Here is a 24,225-nt window from a genome sequence, read left to right as displayed (position 1 = left end):
CATACAACCAGTAAATATTATGAATAAAAAAAATACTAATTCTGCTTTAGATAATTTAATTCCTCCTGAAATCAAAAATGATGAATTTTATGTAGCTATTCAGGATATTGTTAAGAATGAAGAAATTAAAACAATTTTAGAAATTGGTTCATCTTCGGGAGAAGGAAGTACAGAGGCATTTGTTACAGGAATCCGACAAAATACGAATAATCCCATCTTGTTTTGCATGGAAGTATCGAAGACAAGATTTAATGAGCTAAAAAATAGGTATAAAAATGAAAATTTTGTAAAAGTATATAACACATCATCTGTTCCTATCGAAAGCTTTCCTAATGAACAGGAAGTGATAGATTTTTATAAAAACACTACTAACAATCTTAAGCTTTATCCATTAGAAAGCGTTCTTAACTGGCTGTATCAAGATATTGAATATGTCAAAGAATGTGGATACTCTGAGAATGGAATTAAAACAATTAAAAATGAGAATAACATTGATTATTTTGATTTAGTATTAATTGACGGCTCAGAATTTACAGGTAGTGCAGAATTAGATGAAGTTTATGGAGCAAAATATATTCTTTTAGATGATATTAATACATTTAAAAATCATAATAACTTTCATAAATTATTAAAAGATCATAATTATTCAATCATTAAATACAACCAAGAAATACGTAACGGCTATGCTATTTTTAGACGCAATAATAAGATAGAATTACCTATCCATTTTTTCACTATTGTTCTCAACGGAGAACCCTTTATCCGTTATCACATCGACATTTTTAAACAGCTACCTTTTAAATGGCATTGGCATATTGTTGAGGGTGTTGCCGACTTAAAACATGATACTAGCTGGAGTGTTAAGTTAGGTGGACATATTAGCAATGACTTTCATAAAAATGGACGTAGTTGTGATGGCACTACAGAATATATAGATGAACTACTGCAACTTTATCCAGACAATATTACAGTTTACCGCCAACCAGAGGGTACTTTCTGGGACGGAAAGCGAAATATGGTAAATGCACCACTTACAAATATTCAAGAAGAATGTTTGTTGTGGCAAGTGGATGTTGATGAACTATGGACTTTAGAGCAGATTTGTACTGCTAGAGAAATGTTCATTAGTAACCCAGATAAAACAGCTGCTTTCTATTGGTGTTGGTACTTTGTTGGCGAAAATTTAATTATTAGCACTCGTAACTGTTACGCACATAATCCTCAGCAAGAGTGGTTAAGAACTTGGCGATTTAAACCAGGATGTATTTGGGCTGCACACGAGCCACCTGTGTTAGTAGAACCCTTAGCCAATGGTGAATATAAAAATTTAGCTACTGTTAATCCTTTTCTGCATCCAGAAACAGAAGCATATAATTTAGTATTCCAGCATTTTGCTTATGTCACACCAGAACAATTAAGCTTCAAAGAAAAATACTATGGTTATAAAAATGCTGTTGAACGATGGAGTAATTTACAAGAAAACAGCAAATTTCCTATTTTATTAAGAGAATATTTTCCTTGGGTTTACGATGAAACTCAGGTAGATACTGTAAATCACTCTGGAATAGTTCCGATTGCTCAAAGAGACGAGAACGATAAAAGCTGGCGATTTTTACAACCAGAGGAAGTACAGCAGCAAATTAATAAAATCAGTAAACCATCACCGATGATTCTCATTGATGGGATATTTTTTCAACTTTACCAAACTGGGATTGCTCGTGTTTGGAAATCACTTTTGGAAGAATGGTCAAATAAAGAATTTGCTAAACATATTTTATTCATTGACCGGGCTGGAACTGCGCCTAAAGTATCTGGAATTAAGTATTTAAATTTACCTCGTTATAACTATAAAGACACCAATCATGAACGAGAACTATTACAGCAAGTATGTGATCAAGAGGGTGTAGATTTATTTATTTCATCTTACTACACAACGCCAATCACAACACCTTCTGTATTCATGGCTTATGACATGATTCCAGAAGTCATGAAATGGGATGTGAGTAATCCCATGTGGCAAGATAAACACCAAGCAATAGAACACGCATCTGCTTATATAGCTATTTCTAAAAATACAGCATTTGATTTAACACAATGCTTTAATCAAATATCTTTAGAGTCAGTTATTCTAGCCTATTGCGGTGTTAGTAGCACCTTTGCGCCATCCACATTGGATGACATCAGTCTTTTCAAGACAAAGTATGGCATTACCAAGCCTTACTTCTTATTACCTGGGGTTGGTTCTGGCTATAAGAATAGTATTTTATTCTTCCAAGCTTTTTCAGAACTTGTGAGTAGCTATGGTTTTGATATTGTGGTTACAGGTGGCGGAGGTGGATTAGATGCTCAGTTTAGAAACTACACATTTGGTAGTGTGGTTCATAGTTTACAACTGAGTGACGAAGAGTTAGCAATAGCTTACTCTGGTGCTGTGGCTTTAGTTTATCCTTCTAAATATGAAGGTTTTGGGATGCCTGTAATTGAAGCAATGGCTTGTGGTTGTCCTGTGATTACCTGTCCTAATGCTTCAATTCCAGAAGTAGCTGGAGAAGCCGCAATCTATGTCAAGGATGATGATATAGATGAACTAGCAAATGCACTATGCGAAGTACAAAAACCTGCTATACGTCAATCATTAATTACTGCTGGTTTAGCCCAAGCGCAAAAATTTTCTTGGTCAACAATGGCAGAAATTGTCAGTTCTACTTTAATTAATACAACTCTTTTATCATTAAATTTAAGAGAAATTAATTTAATTATTTTCCCAGATTGGTCAGAGTCGGAAGATTTAATTGGTTTAGAATTGACGCAGATAATTAAGACACTGGCAACTCATCCTGATAGCGACAAAACTACTTTATTGATTGATACTACTAATTTTTTAACTGAAGATGCTGAGTTGTTGTTATCTAGTGCGACTATGAATCTTCTGATGGAAGAAGACTTAGATATTACTGATGGAATAGAAATTTCTTTGGTGGCAAATTTGTCTGATATTCAGTGGGAAGCTTTACTACCTCGCATTCACGGCAGAATTACTCTAGAACATGAAAATCAAGAAGCACTGAAACAAGTAAAAGCAGAAAATCTCACATCTTATGAGTTAACAAGTTTTAGCCAAGTATGCGAGGAAGAGTTTTTTTTTACCTAAGTCAGAAATTATACAGTGAGGGCAGATGGCAAGAAGCGATCGCCCCATTTCAAAAACTGATAGAATTAAACCAAGGTAGTGTAGATATTTACTGGAATTTAAGCCAGTGCTACAGAAATTTAAATTTACTAGAGCAATATTTTCAAACTCTAGAGCAAGGAATCCAAAATTACCCTACAGACGCTCGGCTGTACTTTACCTTAATTATTGATTTGCGGCGCAATGGACGTACTCAAGAAGCAATTGAGTATGCAGAGAAAGCTTGCCAATATTTACCGAATGATTATACTTTTCAAATTCTCAAATATTTAACTGTTCCCACTATTTATAATAATCCAGAAGAAATATTATTGTATCGTCAACGCTATACTCAAGGTTTACAGAATTTAATTGCACAAACCAGTCTGCAAACTATTGAAGACAAAGAAAATGCTTTGTCTGGTATTAGTAGATTGACGAATTTTTATCTATCTTATCAAGCTCAAAATGATGTAGATTTACAACGTCAATATGGAAAGTTAGTCCATGAAATTATGTCAGCTAACTTTCCTCAATGGATAGTCCCTTTATCCATGCCTAAACTTGAACCACATCAAAAAATTCGGATTGGTTATGCTTCCCATTACCTGCATTCTTATAGTGGAACACTGTGGTTAACTGGTTGGTTAAAATACTGTAATCATAGCAATTTTGAAATTTACTGTTATTACACAGGTAATGAACCAGATGCAATAACAGATAAATTTAGAGAATATAGTGATTATTTCTACCATATTCCTTATAATTTATCGGCTGTTTGTGAACAGATAATTACTGATAAATTACATATTTTAGTTTATCCTGAAATTGGAATGAATCCTCAAAATCTGCTTATGGGTGCTTTGCGACTCGCACCTGTACAGTGCGTAGCTTGGGGACATCCAGTGACAACTGGTTTATCTACAATTGATTACTTTTTATCTAGTGACTTAATGGAAGCTGAAAATGCCCAAGAACATTATTCAGAAAAATTAATTCGCCTACCTAATATTGGAGTTTCTTACCCTAAACCATACATCCCACTAGTTCTGAAAACTCGTGCTGATTTTGGCTTGTCAGATGATGATATTCTCTATTTATGCTGCCAAGCTCCGTTTAAATATTTACCGCAATATGATTTTATTTTTGCAGAAATAGCGTCTCGTATACCGCAAGCAAAATTTATATTTTTACGTGGTACTTTGCTTCAAGAAAGACTACAAAAAGCTTTTGGTAATTTGGGGCTAAAATTTGAGGATTACTGCGTGTTTTTGAATATTCCCGAAAGACTAGACTATCTAATGATTAACTTACTTTCAGATATTTATTTAGATACGTTTACATGGTCTGGTGGTAATACTACCTTAGAAGCGATCGCTTGTAATCTTCCTATTGTTACTTGTCCTGGTGAATTTATGCGAGGTCGTCACTCTGATAGTTTTTTGAAAATGTTGGGAGTGACAGATACTATTGCTCAAAATGAAGGGGAATATATTGATATTGCTGTTAAATTAGGGCAAAATCCTGCTTGGCGACGGGAGATTTCAGAACGCATTAGTCAGCGTCATGACAAATTATTTGATGATCAAGTTTGTGTTACTGGTTTGGAAGAATTTTATAAACAAGTTGTTGAATTAAGTTCGTAGTAAGCACTTTAGTGCTGATTCTAAGATGAGGACTGAAGTCCTCACTACTAACAACAAGTTTGTAGTAAGTATTTCAGTGCCTTAAATATATGTATGAATATCCCAAACTTACACCAAAACAACAAGCTGAACTAGTTGAACACCGCCTGAGTCTCGATTATCCTGCTCAAGCGCCACCACATCCAGTAAAAGATAGACAACTGTATTTGTTGAGTGCGGCTTGTTAAGAACATCAGTGTTATATGCACTCTGAATCTCGTCGTCAGCAATTGCTAAATATGATATTTGATAGGTTTGGTGATGGTGGAGATGGCGAAGACAGTGCTAAAGCACTTACTACGAACATAACGATTTGTGCTTGGGTGACTTTACCAAATCATTATCATTTATTAGTTCAGATTGTAAATTTTGATGTCTTAAGTGACTTGTTTCGCCAGATACATGGAGTTACTTCACGTCAATGGAATCTTGAAGATAATGTAATCAAGCGGAAAATTTGGTATTCTTGGAGCGACCGCGCTATTCGCTCTGAAAGACATTACCATACAACCCTTAACTACATACATTACAACCCAGTCAAACATGGTTTAGTAACATCTCCTTATGACTGGCTTGAAAGTAGTGTTAACTGGTATTTACAAGTTTACGGGAGACAGTGGTTACGTGATTGCTGGGTTAAATATCCAGTGCGAGATTATGGCAAAGACTGGGATTTGTAATGTTTGTAGTAAGGGCTAAAGCCCTTAGATGGGAGGACTAAAGTCCTCACTACGAACTCGTATATATTTCCCACATTTGAGTAAAAGCCTTCTCCATTTCGCGGGTAAATTGCTTACCATTCCATAGAGGTGATGTTTTTCTTGACTGTCTCAACTTCCAAGCTATTTGTTGTCTTAAGGCTTCATCTTTACCTAAACGCACACCCCACTCTATATATTCGTCATCAGTCCAAGCAATTCCTTCTGTAATACCAGCATTCATCATCATGGTATAGCTGTTACGCGCTGCAAATTGCTCACCTACTCGCGTCACCATAGGAATACACATCCACAATGTTTCTAAAGTGGTTGTAGCTCCATTGTAGGGATAGGTATCTAAAACTATATCGGCAATGTCTAAATTAGCCCGATGAATTGATTCTGACATAACAATGGGAAGAAAACGCAGTCTCGATGTATCTACGCCTTCTTCATCTGCTAACCCGTCAAAGAATAATTTGATCGAGTCTTCATCAGAGATACCTTTAATTAAAAAGTAGCTGTTGGGGACTTCTTTAATAATTTTCAATTGCAGTCTTGTAATATCTGGATGTCGCTTAAAGCCTCTTTGTCCACATAGATAAACAACTGCATCATGAGGAATGTCTAATTCTTCACGAGTTACTGTAGGTACACTAACTTCAAACCCATCTACAGCTATATAGCTTTGAGGTAAACGCCAAATTTTTTCTTTATAATATTCTTGTGCTGACTCTGGTAAGACGTAGGGATCTGCAATAAAATAATCTACAGATGGACTCCCCGAAGCATCCCAGCCCAACCAAGTTACTTGAACTGGTGCAGGTTTCATCCCTATAACTTCACAACTGATATCAAGAGTAATGCTATCTAAATCAATCAAAATATCAATTTCATCTTGATAAATTTGTTCCGCAAGTTCACTGGTATTTGTTGATTTATATGCTTTATCTACTTTGCTGAGATACCATTCATGTAAGGGATCAAGGTCTGGATTTGTATTTATAAAATAAGCATTAATTTCAAATTTACTTCTATCATGATGTTCAAAAAGCCACCGTGCTAGCCAGCCGACAGAGTGACTTTTGAGACAATATGATAGATAGCCAATTCTAATTTTATTATTAGTTCGTTCTTGTTTTCTTCTTTCTAAATGTCCATAAATATATTTTTCTACTTGCTCTTTTGCATAATTGTCTATATTTGCCTGACAAACTTGTAGTAAACAATTTTGTATATTTCTATTTTTTCTAGGATTATCTTGAAGATATGCACTATAAAAATTGGCGTTAAATAGTCTTGATACTCTAACGTTATCAAGATATGTAGGTTGATTTTCTATAAGAGATGCTATTAATGATTCCTGTATTTTATTCACGGAGCAAGATTCTTCCCAATGCCCCCCAGCACTAATTAACCCGCGTAGCACCTGACGATTTGCAAATACTTTATCAGCAAATTCCTCAACTAAAGAATAGTATAGTCTTGCTGTTTCTATGCCCTTTTTAAATTGATTTGAATTCTGATAAAAACTAGATAATTGACCTATAATTTCTGTATTATTAGGGCTTAATTTTAAGTACAACTCGCACATCTGAGCCGCTATGCCTGGCAGACGTTTAGAGTAGGCAATTTCTATGGCAGATGGCATTAAAATAATTAGTAAATCTTTAGGATCTTTTTTAAAATAAGGCAAACAAGTTTCTAGAAAATTTAGAGTCGAGGGATGTACAGGAGCATAATCTAAGGTAGCTTTTACAAGCTGTGTCAATAGGTCTAAACTTACTTCTACAGTGGAGTTTCCTTGGAGAATATCAATTACTTTCAACTCCTGTAAATCATTACCAGTATAGATTTCTAACTTGATAGATAGTAAAACAAGATGTAAGAGGTTATGAATATCTTGAGGAGAAATTTCCTTAATATTACGGCGAATTTTCTCAGCAACAGAATATTCTTCTCGTTCTTCTTGGCGTTCAGCTTCCGTTTTTAAAATCGTGACTAATTCTGTATTCCATTCTTCAACTTGTTCTGCTTCTCCATCCATCATGGCCATAAACCAAGTTGTCTGTGCTTCTACTTCTTGTCCCTGTAAGAGCAAAATTAATCCCAAATACCAATAGTAGGATTTAATATCAGGTTCTATGGAAATTGCCTCTTCATAGAGACTTGCAGCTTGGATATAATTACCTGTAAAAAAATATTTTTCTGCGCGTTGATGGTAGTGATTGGGGGTAGATAAAGAAATCATAGAATGTACCAAAAATTGGGAAGACGTAATATGAAGAAATAGAGCATTAATCAAGTTGATCGCAGAAGTTGGGTAATGTCCTAAAAACACTACCCAACACAGAAAATTATGTGAAGTTGCCGGAAATAATTATCCCTAAATGCTCTTATCTAGCCAAAGAGACGAAATTTGCTGCACACGTTGTACCGAATGTGGTGACATCAGCCACAGATTGGCTAGGTCCTGCTGTCTCACAGGCTATTGCTAGTGTTAGGGCTTCTGAGGTAGCACTGCTTCCTTGGGTTGTACCTACTAATCCATAGTATGATTTAAGTGCTGCTTTATAAGCTGTTCCTTTGAATTGAGCCGCAGATGTACCACCACCAGCAATAGTATACTGATAATTTTCAGATTGAGTTCTAATACCTACTTGTAATTCGTCAAGGTTGGTAGCAAACTTTTGGTATTCTAGGTAGTAAGCTTGTTGAGAACGGTTGACTGTACCTACGTAGTTTCTCGCTTCTGACTGTTTGGCTTTGTTTACCTGTCCAAGTAGCGAAGGTAACGCGATCGCCGCAAGTACACCGATAATAATTACTACAACTAGCAATTCAATTAAGGTAAAACCTTCTTCTTCTCTGTTCTTACGGTTGCTGAGGTGGCTGAGGAATTTAGCTTGCAATTCTGGCTTGAGCATGGGTTTCTCCTGAAGTTTGGGGTTAGTAGAATGCGATCGCTCCGTTCTACAACAAACTTACCCAGTTGTGATTTGTGATCTATCACTCCAGTAAAAAAACTTTCTTCTTGAATTGATACTTGCGTATATTTACTAATACAATCACTCTTAGGAATGGGGAAATGAATTTTATCTCCTGTTTTTTACTGAATACTTTAATCAAACTCACGTCAACAAAAGTATCTAGCGGAAACTTAAGCCGTGGGTTAATGTCCTAAAGTCTGAATACATAGAGATACGAACATGAGAAAAACGCTGGCTTTGTTTTCCCTGAGTTTAGGAATCACCTTTTTTAACCCACTGCAAATTGCTGTAAGTCAGGTATCACCCACAGCACCACCTTTAAAACTTGTTGATATTGGTACTAACTGCACTCCTCATCATGCTTGCTTGGGTTGGGATGAGCAACTTTTTTCAGGACATAGGGGTTTAAAAAGCGATCGCCAAGGTCTATTAAACTCAATAGATAACAGTTTGCGTTACTTAGAAACTCCAAAAGCAGTTACAGCTTACGATAACTACCCAATTAAAGAAATTACCCGCGACAGAGTGCGTCGGAGTTTGCGGCGTTTTCGTCAGCTAGTGGCTACTGCTAAATCACCAGCACAATTACAAGCGGCGGTGCGGCGGGAGTTCGCTTTTTACAAGTCGGTTGGTGATGATGGACAGGGTACGGTCAAATTTACCGCCTACTACGCACCAATTTATCAAGCCAGTCGTGTACGCACTGCACAATATAAATATCCAATTTATCGAGTACCACCAGATTTTGAACAATGGACTAAACCCCACCCCAAACGGGTTGAATTAGAAGGGGTAGATGGTTTGTTGGGAGAAAAAAGCCAGCTACGGGGTTTAGAGATGTTTTGGTTACGCGATCGCTTTCAAGCATACATGATCCATATCCAAGGTTCTGCTAAACTCAACCTAACTGATGGGACTCAAACTAGTGTCGGTTTTGTACGCGGAACGGATTACCCTTGGACAAGTATCGGGCGGCTGCTGTTTCAAGATGGCAAACTAACTAAAGAAGAATTAAATATGCCGGGAATTATTCGCTATTTCCGCAAAAGTCCCCAGTCTATGAGTAATTATTTACCACGTTGGGAACGCTTCATTTTCTTTAAGGAAACTAAAGGTGAACCAGCTACAGGCAGTATCAGCGTGCCTCTTGTACCAGAACGTTCTATTGCCACAGATAAATCTCTCATGCCACCAGGAGCATTGGCTGTAATGAACGCAACATTTCCTTATCCCGGACAGCGTAATCAATTAATTCAGCGCAGAGTCAGCCGTTTTGTCCTGGATCAAGATACAGGTAGCGCCATTAAAGGCCCTGGCAGAGTAGATTATTTCCTTGGCTATGGTGACTTAGCAGGCGATCGCGCTGGCATTACCGTTACTACTGGTTCTATCTATTACCTACTACTAAAGTAATTTGTAATTCGTAATTAAGTCTTTAATTACGTAGAATTTACACATGAAAACGAAATATTAAGGGTTTGAATAAAGGTGTAGGGAAGGGTATAAATGTTTGAAACCCTTACACCCATATACCCTTACACCCTTACACCCTTACACCCGGTCTCAACAGACAACCTGTGTGGGTAAGCCTATTACAAATTAATACCTCTTACCTCGCCTGTTGCCGCATATATCTGCCATCTAACCCCTGCTTAATCCAACTGAGGCATTCATACTCAGATTTGAATAATTTGGGTGCAGCAATATTATTCAATAAATCTGGTGGGTAATGGTCATAAAAGTATCGATCATTCTCATGAAAGACAATAATCAAATTGTTGCGGTAGATATAGCGAGATTGAAAGCTATCTTTTTGACTTACAAAATCGGCGTTTTGGTCAATATGCTCTTTAGCTATCTCAATGATATTACTAATGCTATTGCCATATATTTTTGCTGGATTTTCTGCTTTATGCAGCTTACTTTTTTGCCCAATTTCTGACAAAAGTTTATAGGAATAGATTTCATACCTATCTGCTTTGCCAAAAACAAATGGAATGATGAGATATCCTTGATATGAAACTGAATTTTCATAAAGAAGACGACTCATCTGAACCTCCTTTGGTATAACTGCTTAGACAACAAGCACTCAACAAATTCGCATTAGCAATTAACGCATTTTTACTAGTTAATGCTCGACTTCAAAAACACTTTATTGGTGATTTTGTAAAGAGGGGCATGACCCCCTATTTGAGCCAATAATCTTTGATCAGGTCTCATCAGAGAAGGATCACAGAAACTATTATTACTCTTTTTGAAATCGCTCAAAACAGAGTAGGTGACAAAAGTCAAAAAATCATGAGTTTTATCAAGGAATTCTGTAAGTATTTAACTGCATTTTCTAGATGATAAATGCTAGAAATGGGTGAAGAGTGAACCATCATCAATTTGGCTCACTAAAAGCTGGATTATTAATAAATGTTTCATCAGTTAAATTTTTCAGGATAACTCACAGATTGTTTTTCTCATCTTCAGTGAATTTCAACCTGTTAATGAATTTGTGCTGCCAAGGATTTTTGCAGACAAGCCACTCAATTTACGGTTTATGGCAGACAACAGGCTGCATAAAGCCAAAATAGTCCACCTATTGACTGAGTGAAGGCAATCAAGTCCAACAACTCACATCCAAGGGAAACAAAACCATGAGAACGCAAATATTAATGAGCCTAGCCTGCTCTATTTCTCTTTTAGGTTCACTAACATTCCCTGTTGCAGCACAACTCCCTACCCAGCCAATACAGACAGAGGCAGCTACTCTAGAAGTTAGTATTCCACAAGATACAGCAATTGTGGTTTCTTTTCCTGCACCCATTACAGTAGATGTAGGGCAAAAAAAGGATTATCCCCTAACTGTAACTTTGGCAAATGCCATTAAAGATGTTCAGGGTAATACTATAGTGGCGGAAAATACGCCTGTAACCATAGTTCTTAAACCAACAGAGGGCGGTGCCAGAATTGTGGCACAGTCTTTAGTAATCAATGGACGCATTGTTGCAATCAAAGCATCCAGTCAAACAATACCCGGCACTACAATTACCCATAAAGGAGCTAATGACGCAGCAGTGGAGAGTGAATCTATTTGGGGTAAGATTGGGGGCAGCGCCCTGGGTTTCTTAAGCAACGGAAATCCTGAACAATTTGACCGAGGGGTAATGTTAGGTAGTGCTATGGGTTTGCTTTCAGGTTTGCGTTCCGCAGAAAACACCCGTGTTGTCCAAATTCCCCAGAGTAGTGTTTATGTTTTATCCCTCGAAGCTCCCATCACTCTGTCTTCTCGCTAGTGTCAAATATGGATTATTAAACTACTAAACAGGGTGGAGTATTGTTAAATGAAAGTTATGCCTATTCTCGGCTTTTAGGTACTGCTCTTGTAAAGGTTGCCACTGTTGCCACCACTGGTAGCGATTTTCCGCTAGTAGATTAGCAAGTGTTGGTAATTGATTGTGGATATCTGACTTGAATACATCTACCAGCCAGTCACCCATCACTACACTGTCTTGAATGTTACCTAAAATATCTTGGATACTTTTGATCTTTGTAATGTATGTGGCATAAGAATCATCATATAACTCAGTAAATAATTCCATTTGGTAGCGCAGGCGTTTGGCTTGTTTTCTTAAGCTATGAATAGTTTCGCCTTTTGTGGTCAGTTGTTGTTCTATCTTGTCGGCTGGCCAATCAGTAATAATTTTAACTTCATAATCTACAATATCGGTTCCTACTAATAACCCAGGATGCAGCAAGAAACTGCTTACTTCAGGTAACAATAAATCTGGTAATACTTGCTTTATTGGTAGAGAAGCTAAGGGTTGATAGCTAGGTTTTTCTAACCATTCCTCTAATGTATGTTTTAAGGACTTATACGACTCATCTTTCAATGTTTCTTGGGTTTTATCAAGTACACTTACTCGTTGTTTAGCTAAAGCGTCAAAAGCTTTTTGTAAAGTTTTTTGCTCTTTTTCTGGTAAATGTGGTTGATAAAGGGTTTCTAAGGTTTGTTTTAATACGTCTAAGTCCCGGAGATTACCAAGCCGACGGGCAATTTTACCAATATTTTTATCACTGGCGGGCTTTGATAAATTTAATGCTATGTCAAATCTACTAATAGCTGTGCGTAAGCGTCTCATCCCTACTCGCATTTGGTGTAATGCTTCTGGATCTTCATCTTTCTTAACAGCTTTTTCCCACTTCAAGGTTTTCTTAAAGTGTTTTTGAATGGCTTCGTAAGCGTAGTTTCCTAGAGTTTTTACCGTTGGTTCTGTAGCTAACGTCATCGCTGATAGTAATTATTTACTTATTTAAACAGATTATTGAATGATAGCAAATGATAGGATTTGTGAAAAATTTATATCTAACCTTTGATATGTCTTTTTAAGAAAGTTATTTCTTTGTGAGTATTATTATGCTTCCTTATGGATACAAGGGTATATATGTTAAAGATTCAGAGTTAAGAAAGAGGGGTTTTTACATAATTTGTGTATAAAATCCATGAATTGCCGGATAGATAAAATTACACTGCATATTAACAGGTCTCAAAGAAAAATAGGAAAAATCTTGGGGACTTGTTTCTTGCTGTGTATGGAATCAGTCCAGAAAATAACTTATTAACTTATCCTTAACCTGGGAGGCTAGGCAACATGGTAAAATTCCGTCCGCTTCAACAAGTCAGTCTGATATTTAATAATACTTTTCAGCAACACAGGGAAGATATTTCGGCTATATTACTTACTCAAGAAAAGCATTTATGGCTTGGGTCGGATGAAACTGCCACTATTGAGCGTTTATATTTGGTTGATGGAGATAAATTTAGTGATCACAAACAATTTCGAGTGGCTGAATTTATTGATTTACCAGCACCAGAAGATGAAGAAATTGATATTGAAGGATTAGCTTATGCTGATAATTACCTGTGGTTCACAGGTTCTCATAGCTACAAGCGTAAAAATATTAAATCAGATAATACAGATGAGAAAAATATTTCTCGGTTAGCCAAAGTTACGTCGGAAGAGAATCGCTACATATTAGGACGAATTCCCCTTGTCAAGGGTCAATTATTTAAGTCTTGCTCTCATCCGCAAGATGCAGGTAAGCGGTTAGTTGCTGCAAAATTAGAGTTAATCAAGCAAGGAAATGTTTTGATGTCAGCTTTGGCTGATGATCAGCATTTAGGTTTCTTTGTCAAAGCTGCAATACCTGGTAAAGATAATGGCTTTGATGTTGAAGGTTTAGCTGTGTACGAAAACAAAGTTTTCTTGGGTTTACGTGGCCCTGTGTTGCGAGGTTGGGCGATTATTTTGGAAATTGCGCTACAAGATTCCCAGCCAGGTTTAATGAGACTATGGGAGTCTGAAAAAGGTGGAAAGACGTACAAAAAACATTTTGTTTGGTTGAATGGCTTAGGAATTCGTGACTTATGTCTGGCTGGAAAAGACTTGTTAATTTTAGCTGGGCCAACGATGGATTTAGATGGGCCTGTACAAGTTTATCGATTGGAAAATGGTGTAAATTTACAAGAAAATATTCTCAATAAACCAGAATTAGTCCAAGAAATTCCCTATGGCGATCGCAATGATCATGCTGAAGGTATAACATTATTTGAGGATGTATCCGGTGTACCTTCCATATTGGTAGTGTATGACTCTCCAGCCCAGAATAGACTAGTGGGTGATGCTAGCGTTATCGCTGATGTGTTTCCACTAGGTTAAAGATTCGTAGATATTGCTTGTACAGGACAAGTAGGAATACACTGCTCACAGACAATGCAGCGCGATCGCGTGAATGTTAATTTATATGTTTCTGGGTGCAAGGTCAGGGCTTCTGTAGGACAAACCCCAGTACATAAACCACAGTGGACACATATATCTTCATCAACAACAATTTCCCCTAAAGTTAGAGAAACATTAATATGGCGCGATCGCATCCATTCAATAGCTGCATCTAACTGATCAATATCTCCTGACAGTTCCACTACCAGTTTGCCAATTTGATTAGGCGCAACTTGAGCGCGGATGATATTCGCAGCCACATTGAACTCTTTCGCCAGCACATAAGTCACAGGCATTTGTATAGCACGTTTGGGAAAGGTGAGGGTAACTCGTTTTTTCACAGATTTAGCAGAGTCTTTTCTTGTTCTGTTCTAGCGTAAGGGGTTGGTTATTGGTCAACAGTCATCAGTCCACAATCAACAGTCAACAGTCAGTTACACTAAAAATGAGATTACTTAATAAGATTTAATAAATTGTGTTATGACTACAGACTCACCCATTAAGCCGGAAACTACTGCGGGAGAGCGGTTGAGAAACTTTTTAGTTGCAATGGTGGCGATCGCTCTCACCGTTGCCTTAGTCTTAGGGTTACGGACGGAAACGGCTGCTGTATCTCTGGATAAATTATATGCAGCTTCTACTCCTCTAGAAGTGGCTATCAGCAACGGCAAACCTTCTATGGTGGAATTTTACGCTAACTGGTGTACTGTTTGTCAAAAAATGGCTCCAGATATTGCAGAATTTGAACAACAGTATGCTGACAAGGTGAATTTTGTCATGCTCAATGTAGATAATACCAAGTGGTTGCCGGAGATGCTGAAATATCGAGTAGACGGTATTCCTCACTTTGTATTTTTAAACAAAGAGGGGGAAAGTCTAGCCCAGGCGATCGGCGATCAACCCCATACAATTATGGCAAGTAATTTAGAAGCCTTGGTGACTGGTTCCGCTTTACCCCATGCTCAAACTAGTGGACAAGTTTCTCAAGTCTCTACACCAGTTGCACCTATCGGTAGTCAAGACGATCCTCGCAGTCATGGTAGTCAAGTGGTGAATTAGGTAATGGGGATAGGGGAAAGAGATGCTTTGATCTGGAATTGATTCTTCCCTAACCCCTATTTCATCTGTCTTAATGGGCGTAGCTGATAATGGCTAGTTAAACAGCCGCAGAAATAGTTGCCGAACCAACTGGTACAGAAGCATCCGCCGCCGCACCATTAGTTAAAATAGGCTTGCGAGTTTTCAGATCAAATTTGTAGCCATGTGGCAAAATGTGTAGTTTTGCGCCACAAATTGCTAAAGCTTCATCCCTGAGGATTTCATCCATATTGTTGTATGTAGACTCTGACTCATCCACAATTGTGACTGAACCTTGGCCAATGATTTCAATCTGGCTGTCGGTCACAACCATAGCAGTATTCTCGTCAATCCCAAACCCTAGTACGGCTGGTTCTCTAATCAATGCTGTAATTAAGCGTCCCAAGCGTCCGCGTTCAGAAAAATGCTGGTCAATGACTACCCCAGGAAGAAAACCCAAACCTGGCCCCATTTCTACAATTTCTAAGCGAGGATTGGTTTCTGAGTCACCTTCCACAATCATTTTATCTGGCATGACTGCCGCACCGGCACTTGTGCCACCAACAACGATACCTTCAGAGAAGCGCTTGTGAATTGCTGCATCAATTTCGGTATCTTTGATGATGCTGGTAATCCGGGCTTGATCTCCCCCAGTGAAGAATATACCAGTTGCTTTGGCGATCGCTTCCAGTGCAGTTGATGAAGACGCATCTTCACGGGTTTCTGTATCAATTATCCGAACTTTTTCCGCACCTAGACGTTCAAACACTCTAATGTAATTCTCTCCCACATCCCTGGGTAGTTCTGTCGCCGCCGTCATGATGACAATGTGAGCTTTTGTACCACCAGAACGGCGCACAAACTCCCGCAGTATTTGCGAGTCACCATCTTTATCTTCTGCACCACCAATAATTACCAACTGCCTTTTGTTTTCACTTGCAGTCATAATATCTCCAACCATAGATTTATTTATGTAATATCAATAAAGCATGACATTTATATGTATAAAATCGCCCATAGGACTGATTAAAGCAATTCAAAAAATAACTTAATTATCTCTTATGAACTATTACCTAAATTCTGGTTGTCAGAAAATTATATTTCTATTATGTGAGAATTTAAATCTAAGTAAAAGCCAGGTATACTATCCCCATTTTCTCTGAAATTTGGGGATAGTATATCTCACTAGCAGTTTAGTAAAGTGATGCTACTAAAGTGGTTTATTGGTTTAAAAATCTGTCAACGATGAGTGAAAATTTGTGCAAATTGATATTTAATTAAAGACTTTTAGTGAATACGATTTCTGTAGAGTAAGTTTGTGAGAAACAATCTTGCTTGTTCCAATGGCAAATGTCTGGGTTTACCTTGGTAGACAATTTGATACTCTTCTATATCTGGCCCGTCTCCGTGTCCAGATATCAGTTTTAGGTGAAAAGCTTCCTCTGCAAGTTGTCTAACTTCATCCCTTAGATCAGCTTGTGTGCTATTCATATCTTGATTGTCTCGCGTAACCATCCCTTCCTTTTTACAAACTTTCTGAGGATATTACACCCTTCAAAAGTTATATTTTTTGTAATTGATAGGTATTTTTTCATGCTTAATCAACCAATAGCTAATCACCCATTAATTACTTATTACCTCCCTCTACCATTTATAAATCGCATATAGGAGTCAAATTTGATTATTCAAAATATCTAAGTATCTGTAGGGTGAGCAATGCCCACCGTATGATAGTTGTGGTGGGTATTGCCCACCCTACCTATATTTCTAGGTGTATTTTATAAATCAAATACTCGTCCTATGGAACGACTATATACTGAGCCAGGTATTAATTTAATTATGTCTTGGGATAGGTGCAGAAACCTATAATTAAAGTTAGATTCAGCCAGAACAACTGTAGATTTAAAAATTTCAAAATTATTATGTAAGATAATCTTAAATTATTAAGACTCCTTACGGGAAATTAAACGTTACATTTATTAGGTGTTTAGCCAGAGGTTTAGCATCAATGGTTCAGGAAACAAGCACCGATTTAGTCCGCATTAATGCCAGAAAGACAGATGTATTTGATATCTTCAATTGTCGGTATTATGTTGGTTCAAATCCTTATTTAGATACAGGGGCGTTAGTGTTTGATTTTGCTGTAGTAGAAAATAGAAAGCCTTTACCTATCGAAGATTATATTACTAGAGTAGGCGATCGCTATCCTCATCTACGAGAGCAAAACTACGAATCTTATGCCCACTTATTTGCCCAAACTGTGTCAGAAGTGGGCAAGCTAGACATGAATTTACACTTCCATCGCTGGAGTGTGAAACCGCACAGTAAATATACAAAAATTGCTGTTCAAGCACTGCACGAACGCACAATCAGATCAGTAGTTTACCTAGTTTGGGACTGGTTTGAAGCCATTAACCAAGATGATGATTTTTTCTGGGATGACCAGCTTGTCACCTTGCAAAATCGGTTTCGCCAATCTGTATACGGAGGTCCCACAGTTTACGCCTTATTGCGAACAGCCTACGAAAAAGGTATTCCCACCTTTTATCTGTGGGACGAAGGATTAATGCAATACGGCTGGGGAAAAAAACATATCCGGGGTGTAGCCACAACCTTTAATTGCGACAGCCATATTGATTCTGACTTCACCACTCGGAAAGATGACTGCAAAGCTTTTCTCCACACATTGGGTTTTCCAGTACCACAAGGTGAAATCGTCTATTCGCAAAAAGAAGCGCGACAAGTAGCCAAAGACATCGGCTATCCAGTAGCAGTCAAGCCGGTAGTAGGTCACAAGGGAATTGGTGTCACCGCAGATATCAAAGATGTAGACGAACTTGAAGTTGCTTATGATAGAGCATTGGAAGCGATTCCTGAAAACGAACCCGCACGGATAATTGTCGAAAAAAGCATCAAAGGCAAAGATTTTCGCTTGCTATGTGTTAATGGTCGATTTGTAGCCGCTACAGAACGTCATCCTGCATCGGTAGTTGGTGATGGTGACTCAACAATTTGGGAATTAATTCAGAAAGAAAACCGCAAAGCAGCGCGTTTAGATAGTCCAACTTCACCGATGAGTAAGATTATCGTTGATGACGCAATGGAACACTACTTAGAAGAACAGCGCTTGTCATTAAAAACAGTACTGGACAAAGGTGAAACTGTTCACTTACGGAAAGTTGCTAATCTTTCAGCCGGAGGGATGAGTATCAATGCTACTCATACTATCCATGACGACAACATCATCTTGGCGCAAGATATTGCTCAATATTTCCGTTTGACTTGTCTGGGAATTGATGTCATAACTGAAGACCTTTCTGAATCTTGGAAAGCTGGTAATTTTGCCATCATCGAAATCAACGCCGCACCAGGTGTAATGATGCACCTTAACCCAGCCGTAGGTGAAAGCGTTGACGTACCTTCTCACATTTTAGAAACCTTTTTTAAATCTGGTTTAGATGCCAGAATCCCAATTATGACCTTTAATAAAATCTCCGTGGAGGAATTGCAAACCACAATTGACCACATTTTGTTGCAACATCCAGAATGGACAATAGGCGCTGTTTGTCGTGATGCCGTTTTTGTCAACCGATCGCAAAAGGTACTACGCGACGATTACAATAGCAACATCCAAAGTTTGCTACGTCATCCCAAACTCGATTTATTAATTGCTGAATATCCGGAGGATACCCTAGAAGAAGACGGAATGTTTTATCAAGGGAGTAATTTGGTAGTTTTAGATAATCCCAGCGAAACAGAAATGATGTTAGCGCGGGATGTGTTCGACGGTTCTACTGTTGTTATTAAAAAAGAAAAAGATGTTTCCATTCGGCGCAAAGGACTAATAGAAGACTACACATTAGGCGAAGATGAACCATTCACACGGGTTTATCTCAAAGAAATTGGCTCCATCCTCTAAAAACACCATAGAGACGTTGCATTGCAACGTCTCCACAAAATTACAACAAGGAACAACAAAAAATAAATTATCCGAAATTTATGGTTTAGTAGGGTGCGTCAGTGCCATAGAACCTAACTATACTCATAAATTATTCATACTGACGCACACTACATTTTGGCTATTGTTTTTATCTGGAAGTCCCTCAATTAAGTTTTTCGTAAGCAGCCAAGATAATTTTTTCCGTTTGCTCCCAACCGATACAGGGGTCAGTTACAGAAACCCCATATTTCAATTCTTCCCGTTTGCAGTTAATGGGTTGATTCCCTTCATATAAATTTGATTCCAGCATCATCCCTACAATCGATGTATTACCATCAACTATCTGTTGCACAACGTTTTCTAAAACATCAGATTGTAGCCTGTAATTTTTATTAGTATTACCATGACTACAATCAATGACAATTCTTGGAGGTAATTTAGCCTGCTTTAATTTTTCTTCTACTTGTCTAACACTTTCAGAATCAAAATTAGGTTGATTTCCTCCACGCAAAATAACATGACCGTAGGCATTACCTTTCGTTTCAAATACACTTACCTGTCCGTCAGGATTAATGCCCAAAAAATTATGCGGCATTCTGGCAGAATGTAAAGCATTTAAAGCTACTTGAATATTACCATCAGTGCCATTTTTGAAACCCACAGGCATAGAGAGACCGCTAGCCATTTCCCTGTGAGTTTGGGATTCCGTTGTGCGTGCGCCGATCGCCGCCCATGTGATCAATTCACCAATATATTGCGGTACAATAGGGTCTAGAGCCTCTGTAGCGGTGGGTAGCCCTAACTCTGTTAACTTGATGAGTAAATCTCTGGCTAGTAATAAGCCATTTTCCACCAGAAAAGAATCATCCATTTCTGGATCATTAATTAATCCTTTCCAGCCTACAGTTGTGCGGGGCTTTTCAAAATAAACCCGCATAATTAACAGTAGTTTATCCTGGACGCGTTCGGCTAATTTTTTTAACTTATGGGCGTATTCCAATGCTGCATTAGGGTCATGAATAGAACAAGGCCCAACTACTATAAATTTGCGTCTATCTTGAAAATCTAATATTTTCTCTATTTCACATCTAAACTGTAAAACTATTTCTGCCGCAGTTTCTGTTAACGGTAATTTTTCTTTTACTTCGTTTGGAGTTAAGAGAACGTGATAATTTTCAATATTTGCGTTAGTTAATTTATTGTGCATGGAGGATTGCTCTAGATTGTCTGGGTAGGATTTTAGGCAGATTGGGTATACATATTGTAGATGAAATGTACAACACAAATTCATCATTTATGCTAGTAAAGTCAAAAATACTAGACATAATATTATGTCTGCTTAGTTGCTGATTTCTGGCGCTGTGGGGCAATTGCTAGTTATGGAGAAATTTCCGTACTTGATACTCCCTAAATTCCACTAACTCATAGATATCTCCCACAGCTTGCTTAAACCTTTGCTCAATAGCCTCTAAATCTGCTGCTGGTATGGTTTTCCAGTGTTCTTTAGTTTCCCAATAAATGATAAAAATCACTTCTGTGGATTCTAGGGGATTTGTCCAAACTTCTTTACCTAAAAACCCTGGATACTTGGCCAATGCTGTTGTCCAAATCTCTGCATCCTTGTGGATATAACTCTCTCGCAGGCTAGCTTCAACTTTAAACCTCAGAAATTCTATAACCACACCCATTCATCCCTTGTGTTTGCCAATCTGCCAAAATAGAACTGTAGGCTAGAATAACTACGCTTCCAGCATAGCTTGATTGCATACACTCAGGAGCAAGGGTCGGCTGGTTTGAAATAAGGAATAGGGAAAGAGTATGGACAGCAACAACTGGTTGCAACAAATAATGATGCTTGGTATTGGTACAACTTCTTTGGTGGCAGAAAAACTCAAGGAGGTTAGTGATGAATTGGTCAAAGACGGTAAGCTCAATCCAGAGCAAGCTAAAGCTGTTATGGATGACATTGTACAGCAGTTAAAGACCGAGCAGGGGACATGGGATGCCCAAATGCAACGACAAATGCGAAATATGATGCAGGATTTAGGGGTAGCGCGTCAGTCTGAAGTGGATGAATTGCGGGGAAGAATTGACCGTTTAGAACGTCAAGTGCGCGATTTAGAAAATAAGCTTTGGCGTTAGGATGTGCTTCTGATTTAAACTAATTGTGTCCTGTTGGTAATTTTCATTGCCAAACTACCTCAGTGGGGAGGGCTAATTTTGAAAGCAATTTTACTCAGCATAGGTTTGATGCTGGTTTGTGTTGTGGTTTTGGTGTTGGCACAAGTAGGGAATAAACAGGACTCTGCTATTGCTGCTAATTTACCGCAAACTCCACTAGCCACCATTAGCGTTACTGAAAACAATACTCCAATCAAGAGCAATATTATGTCTGATGCCTCTAAGCCGACTGTCACTACCGATTCTGGTCTCAAATATGTGGAAATAGAAGAGGGAACTGGCGCGACTCCCAAAAGTGGACAAACCGTCGTAGTTCACTACACTGGTACTTTAGAAGATGGTACCAAGTTTGATAGCTCACGCGATCGCAATCGTCCCTTCAGCTTTACCATCGGTGTTGGACAAGTCATTAAAGGTTGGGATGAAGGACTTAGCACCATGAAAGTAGGTGGTCGTCGTCAATTAATCATCCCCTCAGAATTGGGTTATGGCGCTCGTGGTGCTGGTGGGGTGATTCCACCTTACTCAACCCTACTATTTGATGTGGAATTGTTGGAAGTGAAGTAGGGGAATAGTCCATAGTCAATAGTCCACAGTCAAAGGTAAAAACTCATGACTGTTGACTGTTGACTGTATTCATCATCATTTAATAGCCCGATCTGGCTAAGTTTTTAAATTTGGTAAACTGTGGGTCAAATAGGAGTTTTACTGTACCTGTTGGGCCGTTGCGATGTTTCGCTATAATTACTTCCGCTAGGCCGCGATCGGGGGTGTCGCTGTTATAGTAATCATCACGGTATAACATAATAACTAAATCCGCATCCTGCTCAATGGAGCCGCTTTCACGTAAATCAGACAACATAGGACGCTTGTTGGTGCGTGCTTCTACGCCACGACTTAGCTGAGACAGAGCTATTACAGGTACGGATAATTCTCTAGCTAAACCTTTGAGAGAACGGGTAATTTTAGATAACTCTTGGACGCGATTATCTCCGCCTCCTTCCATTAATTGCAGGTAATCTATCACTATCAAACCCAGTTCTACACCTTGTTCGGCTTGTAATCTTCTAGCTTGAGAGCGCATTTGGGTGACGGTAATATTCGGCGTGTCATCAATAAAAATGGGCATTTCAGACAGCATACTAATCGCCCGGCTTAATGGTTCCCATTGTGTTTGACTGAGGCGACCACTCCGCAGATAGCCACTTTCGATTTGGGCTTCACTAGCCAGTAGACGTTGTACCAGCTGCTCTTTCGACATTTCTAAACTGAAAACAGCAACAGGTAGCTTCATGGAAGCAGCGATATTATTAGCTAGGTTCAAACAAAATGCTGTTTTCCCCATTGATGGCCTGCCAGCGACGATGATTAAATCAGAACGCTGAAAGCCACTAGTCATCGCATCTAAATCATAAAAGCCGCAGGGAATACCAGGTAAAGCAATGCCTTGATTGCGCTCCTCAATTTCTTGGAAGTTATTAATTAGGGTGTCTGCGATGTGAACTAAGCCTGATTGGGGTCGTTCTTGAGTAACGCCAAAAACTTTCTGTTCTGCTTGGTCTAGTACTATGGGTAATTCTTTTTCTGTCTCGTAACCGAGATGGACAATTTCATTGCCAGCTTTAATTAATTGCCGTCGCAGGTATTTTTCCATCACTAACCCTGCTAAGGCATCGATATTCACAGCTGAGACTGTGCGGTCTACCAAGGTGGCTAATTTGTTTCTACCACCTATGCGGGTCAGTAAGTCATTATCAGTGAGCCAACTTGTGACTGACAGCAAATCTGTGGGTTTACCTTGGCCGTGGAGACGCAATGCGGCTTGATAGATATCCCTGTGGGCGCTAATATAAAAAGCTTCGGTAATCAGGACTTCGCTTACTCGACCAATCGCTTCTGGATCTAGTAGAATGCCCCCTAAAATTGCTTCTTCTGCCTCGATGTTTTGGGGTGGAAGGCGGTTACTACCGTCGCCTTGAAAGCTCAATTCTTCAGCCATAGGGGTGTCAAGGTATGGGGGTGCCAGGGTATGGGGGTGCCAGGGTGTAGGGATGTCAGGGTGTAGTAAGTTTAAGTCTCCTCTGCTCCCCTGTTCCCCTGCTCCTCTGCTCCCCTGTTTCCTTTAGCTTGCTACAACTTCAATATCAATTTGTGCTGTAACGTCAGAGAATAGCTTAATTTCGGCTTTGTAAGTACCCAGTTTGCCAATGTCAGGAATGGTAATACCACGGCGGTCTACTTCTTGACTGGTAGCTGCTTGGATAGCGTCTGCAACATCTTGGCTGGTAACTGTACCAAAAATCGCTTCGTTTTCACCAACTTGCTTGGCAATTTTTAAGCTGCCAACTTTTTCTAAAGCTTCTTTCTGCTCTAATGCTTGTTGTCTGAGTTCTAATTGACGTTGCCGTTCTTGTTCACGGCGGCGTTCTACTTGCTTGAGAATACCAGGGGTAGCATGAGTTGCTAAACTCTGAGGAATTAAATAATTCCGAGCATAACCAGGAGCTACGTCTACTAAGTCGCCGGATCTGCCTAGCTTGCTGACATCCTTAGTTAAAACTAATTGTACGCGTTTCACCATGTTTTCTATTTTTCCTGTAAAATCTCATTAACTTGGGTTGCAGCAGGAGCGCTCACGTTAGTGTAGCCTTATTCCCAGCATTTCTATACCCTAAAGCTTACAGATCCTAGCGAACTGCCGGGGGCGATCGCAACTGTTT

22 protein-coding genes are annotated in these 24,225 nt (G+C 38.7%); 11 read left to right on the top strand and 11 right to left on the bottom strand.

The genetic code is table 11. The features are described 5' to 3' along the window. Nucleotides 1–19 precede the first annotated feature (19 nt). From GSQ19_RS06910 to GSQ19_RS06900, 4 genes are all read left to right on the top strand, one after another. A complete protein-coding gene (locus tag GSQ19_RS06910) occupies nt 20–3,151 on the top strand; it encodes a glycosyltransferase family 4 protein (RefSeq protein ID WP_011317233.1) in 3,132 nt (1,043 codons plus the stop codon). Next, complete coding sequence (locus GSQ19_RS06905) at nt 3,124–4,815, top strand: O-linked N-acetylglucosamine transferase, SPINDLY family protein (protein WP_011317232.1); 1,692 nt, start codon at nt 3,124–3,126, stop codon at nt 4,813–4,815. Before GSQ19_RS06910 ends, GSQ19_RS06905 begins: the two co-directional genes overlap by 28 nt. Nucleotides 4,816–4,904: 89 nt before the next feature. Then, complete coding sequence (locus GSQ19_RS29970) at nt 4,905–5,042, top strand: hypothetical protein (RefSeq protein ID WP_224311744.1); 138 nt, start codon at nt 4,905–4,907, stop codon at nt 5,040–5,042. Between the two features lie 15 nt (nt 5,043–5,057). Then, nucleotides 5,058–5,534, top strand: a complete 477-nt coding sequence (locus GSQ19_RS06900) for a transposase (RefSeq protein WP_011317231.1) — start codon at nt 5,058–5,060, stop codon at nt 5,532–5,534. Between the two features lie 49 nt (nt 5,535–5,583). Here the strand turns inward: GSQ19_RS06900 and GSQ19_RS06895 are convergent, their stop codons facing one another. Together GSQ19_RS06895 and GSQ19_RS06890 are read right to left on the bottom strand one after the other, a co-directional pair. After that, nucleotides 5,584–7,803 (bottom strand): O-linked N-acetylglucosamine transferase, SPINDLY family protein, encoded by a 2,220-nt coding sequence (locus GSQ19_RS06895; RefSeq protein WP_011317230.1) that lies wholly within the window; start codon nt 7,801–7,803, stop codon nt 5,584–5,586. 145 nt (nt 7,804–7,948) lie between these two features. Then, nucleotides 7,949–8,479, bottom strand: a complete 531-nt coding sequence (locus tag GSQ19_RS06890) for a type IV pilin-like G/H family protein (RefSeq protein WP_011317229.1) — start codon at nt 8,477–8,479, stop codon at nt 7,949–7,951. A 282-nt stretch (nt 8,480–8,761) separates the two neighbouring features. Here GSQ19_RS06890 and mltA point away from each other — a divergent pair, with 282 nt between their 5' ends. Then, nucleotides 8,762–9,955 (top strand): murein transglycosylase A, encoded by a 1,194-nt coding sequence (mltA, locus tag GSQ19_RS06885; RefSeq protein WP_011317228.1) that lies wholly within the window; start codon nt 8,762–8,764, stop codon nt 9,953–9,955. A gap of 196 nt (nt 9,956–10,151) precedes the next feature. Here mltA and GSQ19_RS06880 read toward each other — a convergent pair whose 3' ends face one another. Further along, nucleotides 10,152–10,592, bottom strand: a complete 441-nt coding sequence (locus GSQ19_RS06880) for a hypothetical protein (protein WP_010994741.1) — start codon at nt 10,590–10,592, stop codon at nt 10,152–10,154. Between the two features lie 592 nt (nt 10,593–11,184). Between GSQ19_RS06880 and GSQ19_RS06875 the strand changes: the two genes are divergently transcribed. After that, on the top strand, nt 11,185–11,823 hold the full coding sequence (locus GSQ19_RS06875) for a hypothetical protein (RefSeq protein ID WP_011317227.1): 639 nt from the start codon (nt 11,185–11,187) through the stop codon (nt 11,821–11,823). Nucleotides 11,824–11,847: 24 nt separating this feature from the next. Here the strand turns inward: GSQ19_RS06875 and GSQ19_RS06870 are convergent, their stop codons facing one another. Beyond that, entirely contained in the window at nt 11,848–12,816 is a 969-nt protein-coding gene (locus GSQ19_RS06870) for a CHAD domain-containing protein (RefSeq protein ID WP_011317226.1), read from the bottom strand. Nucleotides 12,817–13,179: 363 nt separating this feature from the next. Here GSQ19_RS06870 and GSQ19_RS06865 point away from each other — a divergent pair, with 363 nt between their 5' ends. Further along, nucleotides 13,180–14,247, top strand: a complete 1,068-nt coding sequence (locus GSQ19_RS06865; protein ID WP_011317225.1) for a DUF3616 domain-containing protein — start codon at nt 13,180–13,182, stop codon at nt 14,245–14,247. Here the strand turns inward: GSQ19_RS06865 and GSQ19_RS06860 are convergent. Then, nucleotides 14,244–14,648, bottom strand: a complete 405-nt coding sequence (locus GSQ19_RS06860) for an NIL domain-containing protein (RefSeq protein WP_011317224.1) — start codon at nt 14,646–14,648, stop codon at nt 14,244–14,246. The genes GSQ19_RS06865 and GSQ19_RS06860 overlap by 4 nt on opposite strands. A gap of 139 nt (nt 14,649–14,787) precedes the next feature. Here GSQ19_RS06860 and GSQ19_RS06855 point away from each other — a divergent pair, with 139 nt between their 5' ends. Next, on the top strand, nt 14,788–15,366 hold the full coding sequence (locus tag GSQ19_RS06855) for a thioredoxin family protein (protein ID WP_011317223.1): 579 nt from the start codon (nt 14,788–14,790) through the stop codon (nt 15,364–15,366). A 97-nt stretch (nt 15,367–15,463) separates the two neighbouring features. Here GSQ19_RS06855 and GSQ19_RS06850 read toward each other — a convergent pair whose 3' ends face one another. Together GSQ19_RS06850 and GSQ19_RS06845 are read right to left on the bottom strand one after the other, a co-directional pair. Continuing rightward, nucleotides 15,464–16,330, bottom strand: coding sequence for a cyanophycinase (locus GSQ19_RS06850; RefSeq protein WP_011317222.1), 867 nt, complete (start codon nt 16,328–16,330; stop codon nt 15,464–15,466). 341 nt (nt 16,331–16,671) lie between these two features. Continuing rightward, complete coding sequence (locus GSQ19_RS06845; RefSeq protein ID WP_041456586.1) at nt 16,672–16,875, bottom strand: hypothetical protein; 204 nt, start codon at nt 16,873–16,875, stop codon at nt 16,672–16,674. A 517-nt stretch (nt 16,876–17,392) separates the two neighbouring features. Between GSQ19_RS06845 and GSQ19_RS06840 the strand changes: the two genes are divergently transcribed. After that, nucleotides 17,393–19,303: an acetate--CoA ligase family protein gene (locus GSQ19_RS06840; protein WP_011317220.1), complete on the top strand. Its 1,911-nt coding sequence runs from the start codon at nt 17,393–17,395 to the stop codon at nt 19,301–19,303. Between the two features lie 184 nt (nt 19,304–19,487). Here GSQ19_RS06840 and GSQ19_RS06835 read toward each other — a convergent pair whose 3' ends face one another. Then, nucleotides 19,488–20,531 (bottom strand): 3-deoxy-7-phosphoheptulonate synthase, encoded by a 1,044-nt coding sequence (locus GSQ19_RS06835; protein ID WP_185478774.1) that lies wholly within the window; start codon nt 20,529–20,531, stop codon nt 19,488–19,490. 166 nt (nt 20,532–20,697) lie between these two features. Then, a complete protein-coding gene (locus GSQ19_RS06830) occupies nt 20,698–21,012 on the bottom strand; it encodes a TIGR03792 family protein (RefSeq protein WP_011317218.1) in 315 nt (104 codons plus the stop codon). A gap of 130 nt (nt 21,013–21,142) precedes the next feature. Between GSQ19_RS06830 and GSQ19_RS06825 the strand changes: the two genes are divergently transcribed. Beyond that, nucleotides 21,143–21,466: a phasin family protein gene (locus tag GSQ19_RS06825; RefSeq protein ID WP_010994752.1), complete on the top strand. Its 324-nt coding sequence runs from the start codon at nt 21,143–21,145 to the stop codon at nt 21,464–21,466. Nucleotides 21,467–21,574: 108 nt separating this feature from the next. After that, entirely contained in the window at nt 21,575–22,072 is a 498-nt protein-coding gene (locus GSQ19_RS06820) for an FKBP-type peptidyl-prolyl cis-trans isomerase (RefSeq protein WP_011317217.1), read from the top strand. 79 nt (nt 22,073–22,151) lie between these two features. On the opposite strand, the gene dnaB is transcribed toward GSQ19_RS06820, so the two are convergent. Both dnaB and rplI read right to left on the bottom strand, forming a co-directional pair. Further along, nucleotides 22,152–23,504 carry a replicative DNA helicase gene (gene dnaB, locus GSQ19_RS06815; RefSeq protein WP_011317216.1) on the bottom strand — a complete coding sequence of 451 codons (1,353 nt, stop codon included), beginning with the start codon at nt 23,502–23,504 and terminating at the stop codon, nt 22,152–22,154. A 123-nt stretch (nt 23,505–23,627) separates the two neighbouring features. Beyond that, nucleotides 23,628–24,086 (bottom strand): 50S ribosomal protein L9, encoded by a 459-nt coding sequence (gene rplI, locus GSQ19_RS06810; RefSeq protein WP_011317215.1) that lies wholly within the window; start codon nt 24,084–24,086, stop codon nt 23,628–23,630. Between the last annotated feature and the right edge of the window lie 139 nt (nt 24,087–24,225).

Origin of the sequence: Trichormus variabilis 0441, assembly GCF_009856605.1 — a bacterium.
GTDB lineage: Bacteria > Cyanobacteriota > Cyanobacteriia > Cyanobacteriales > Nostocaceae > Trichormus > Trichormus variabilis.
This window is presented reverse-complemented; position numbering and strand designations above follow the sequence as displayed.

What these genes read in the sequence shown, in the direction of transcription:
- GSQ19_RS06910 (WP_011317233.1), top strand. Translation starts at nt 20, where the DNA reads ATGAATAAAAAAAATACTAATTCTGCTTTAGATAATTTAATTCCTCCT.
- GSQ19_RS06905 (WP_011317232.1), top strand. Translation starts at nt 3,124, where the DNA reads ATGCGAGGAAGAGTTTTTTTTTACCTAAGTCAGAAATTATACAGTGAG.
- GSQ19_RS29970 (WP_224311744.1), top strand. Translation starts at nt 4,905, where the DNA reads ATGTATGAATATCCCAAACTTACACCAAAACAACAAGCTGAACTAGTT.
- GSQ19_RS06900 (WP_011317231.1), top strand. Translation starts at nt 5,058, where the DNA reads ATGCACTCTGAATCTCGTCGTCAGCAATTGCTAAATATGATATTTGAT.
- GSQ19_RS06895 (WP_011317230.1), bottom strand. Translation starts at nt 7,803, where the DNA reads ATGATTTCTTTATCTACCCCCAATCACTACCATCAACGCGCAGAAAAA.
- GSQ19_RS06890 (WP_011317229.1), bottom strand. Translation starts at nt 8,479, where the DNA reads ATGCTCAAGCCAGAATTGCAAGCTAAATTCCTCAGCCACCTCAGCAAC.
- mltA (WP_011317228.1), top strand. Translation starts at nt 8,762, where the DNA reads ATGAGAAAAACGCTGGCTTTGTTTTCCCTGAGTTTAGGAATCACCTTT.
- GSQ19_RS06880 (WP_010994741.1), bottom strand. Translation starts at nt 10,592, where the DNA reads ATGAGTCGTCTTCTTTATGAAAATTCAGTTTCATATCAAGGATATCTC.
- GSQ19_RS06875 (WP_011317227.1), top strand. Translation starts at nt 11,185, where the DNA reads ATGAGAACGCAAATATTAATGAGCCTAGCCTGCTCTATTTCTCTTTTA.
- GSQ19_RS06870 (WP_011317226.1), bottom strand. Translation starts at nt 12,816, where the DNA reads ATGACGTTAGCTACAGAACCAACGGTAAAAACTCTAGGAAACTACGCT.
- GSQ19_RS06865 (WP_011317225.1), top strand. Translation starts at nt 13,180, where the DNA reads ATGGTAAAATTCCGTCCGCTTCAACAAGTCAGTCTGATATTTAATAAT.
- GSQ19_RS06855 (WP_011317223.1), top strand. Translation starts at nt 14,788, where the DNA reads ATGACTACAGACTCACCCATTAAGCCGGAAACTACTGCGGGAGAGCGG.
- GSQ19_RS06850 (WP_011317222.1), bottom strand. Translation starts at nt 16,330, where the DNA reads ATGACTGCAAGTGAAAACAAAAGGCAGTTGGTAATTATTGGTGGTGCA.
- GSQ19_RS06845 (WP_041456586.1), bottom strand. Translation starts at nt 16,875, where the DNA reads ATGAATAGCACACAAGCTGATCTAAGGGATGAAGTTAGACAACTTGCA.
- GSQ19_RS06840 (WP_011317220.1), top strand. Translation starts at nt 17,393, where the DNA reads ATGGTTCAGGAAACAAGCACCGATTTAGTCCGCATTAATGCCAGAAAG.
- GSQ19_RS06835 (WP_185478774.1), bottom strand. Translation starts at nt 20,531, where the DNA reads ATGCACAATAAATTAACTAACGCAAATATTGAAAATTATCACGTTCTC.
- GSQ19_RS06830 (WP_011317218.1), bottom strand. Translation starts at nt 21,012, where the DNA reads ATGGGTGTGGTTATAGAATTTCTGAGGTTTAAAGTTGAAGCTAGCCTG.
- GSQ19_RS06825 (WP_010994752.1), top strand. Translation starts at nt 21,143, where the DNA reads ATGGACAGCAACAACTGGTTGCAACAAATAATGATGCTTGGTATTGGT.
- GSQ19_RS06820 (WP_011317217.1), top strand. Translation starts at nt 21,575, where the DNA reads ATGCTGGTTTGTGTTGTGGTTTTGGTGTTGGCACAAGTAGGGAATAAA.
- dnaB (WP_011317216.1), bottom strand. Translation starts at nt 23,504, where the DNA reads ATGGCTGAAGAATTGAGCTTTCAAGGCGACGGTAGTAACCGCCTTCCA.
- rplI (WP_011317215.1), bottom strand. Translation starts at nt 24,086, where the DNA reads ATGGTGAAACGCGTACAATTAGTTTTAACTAAGGATGTCAGCAAGCTA.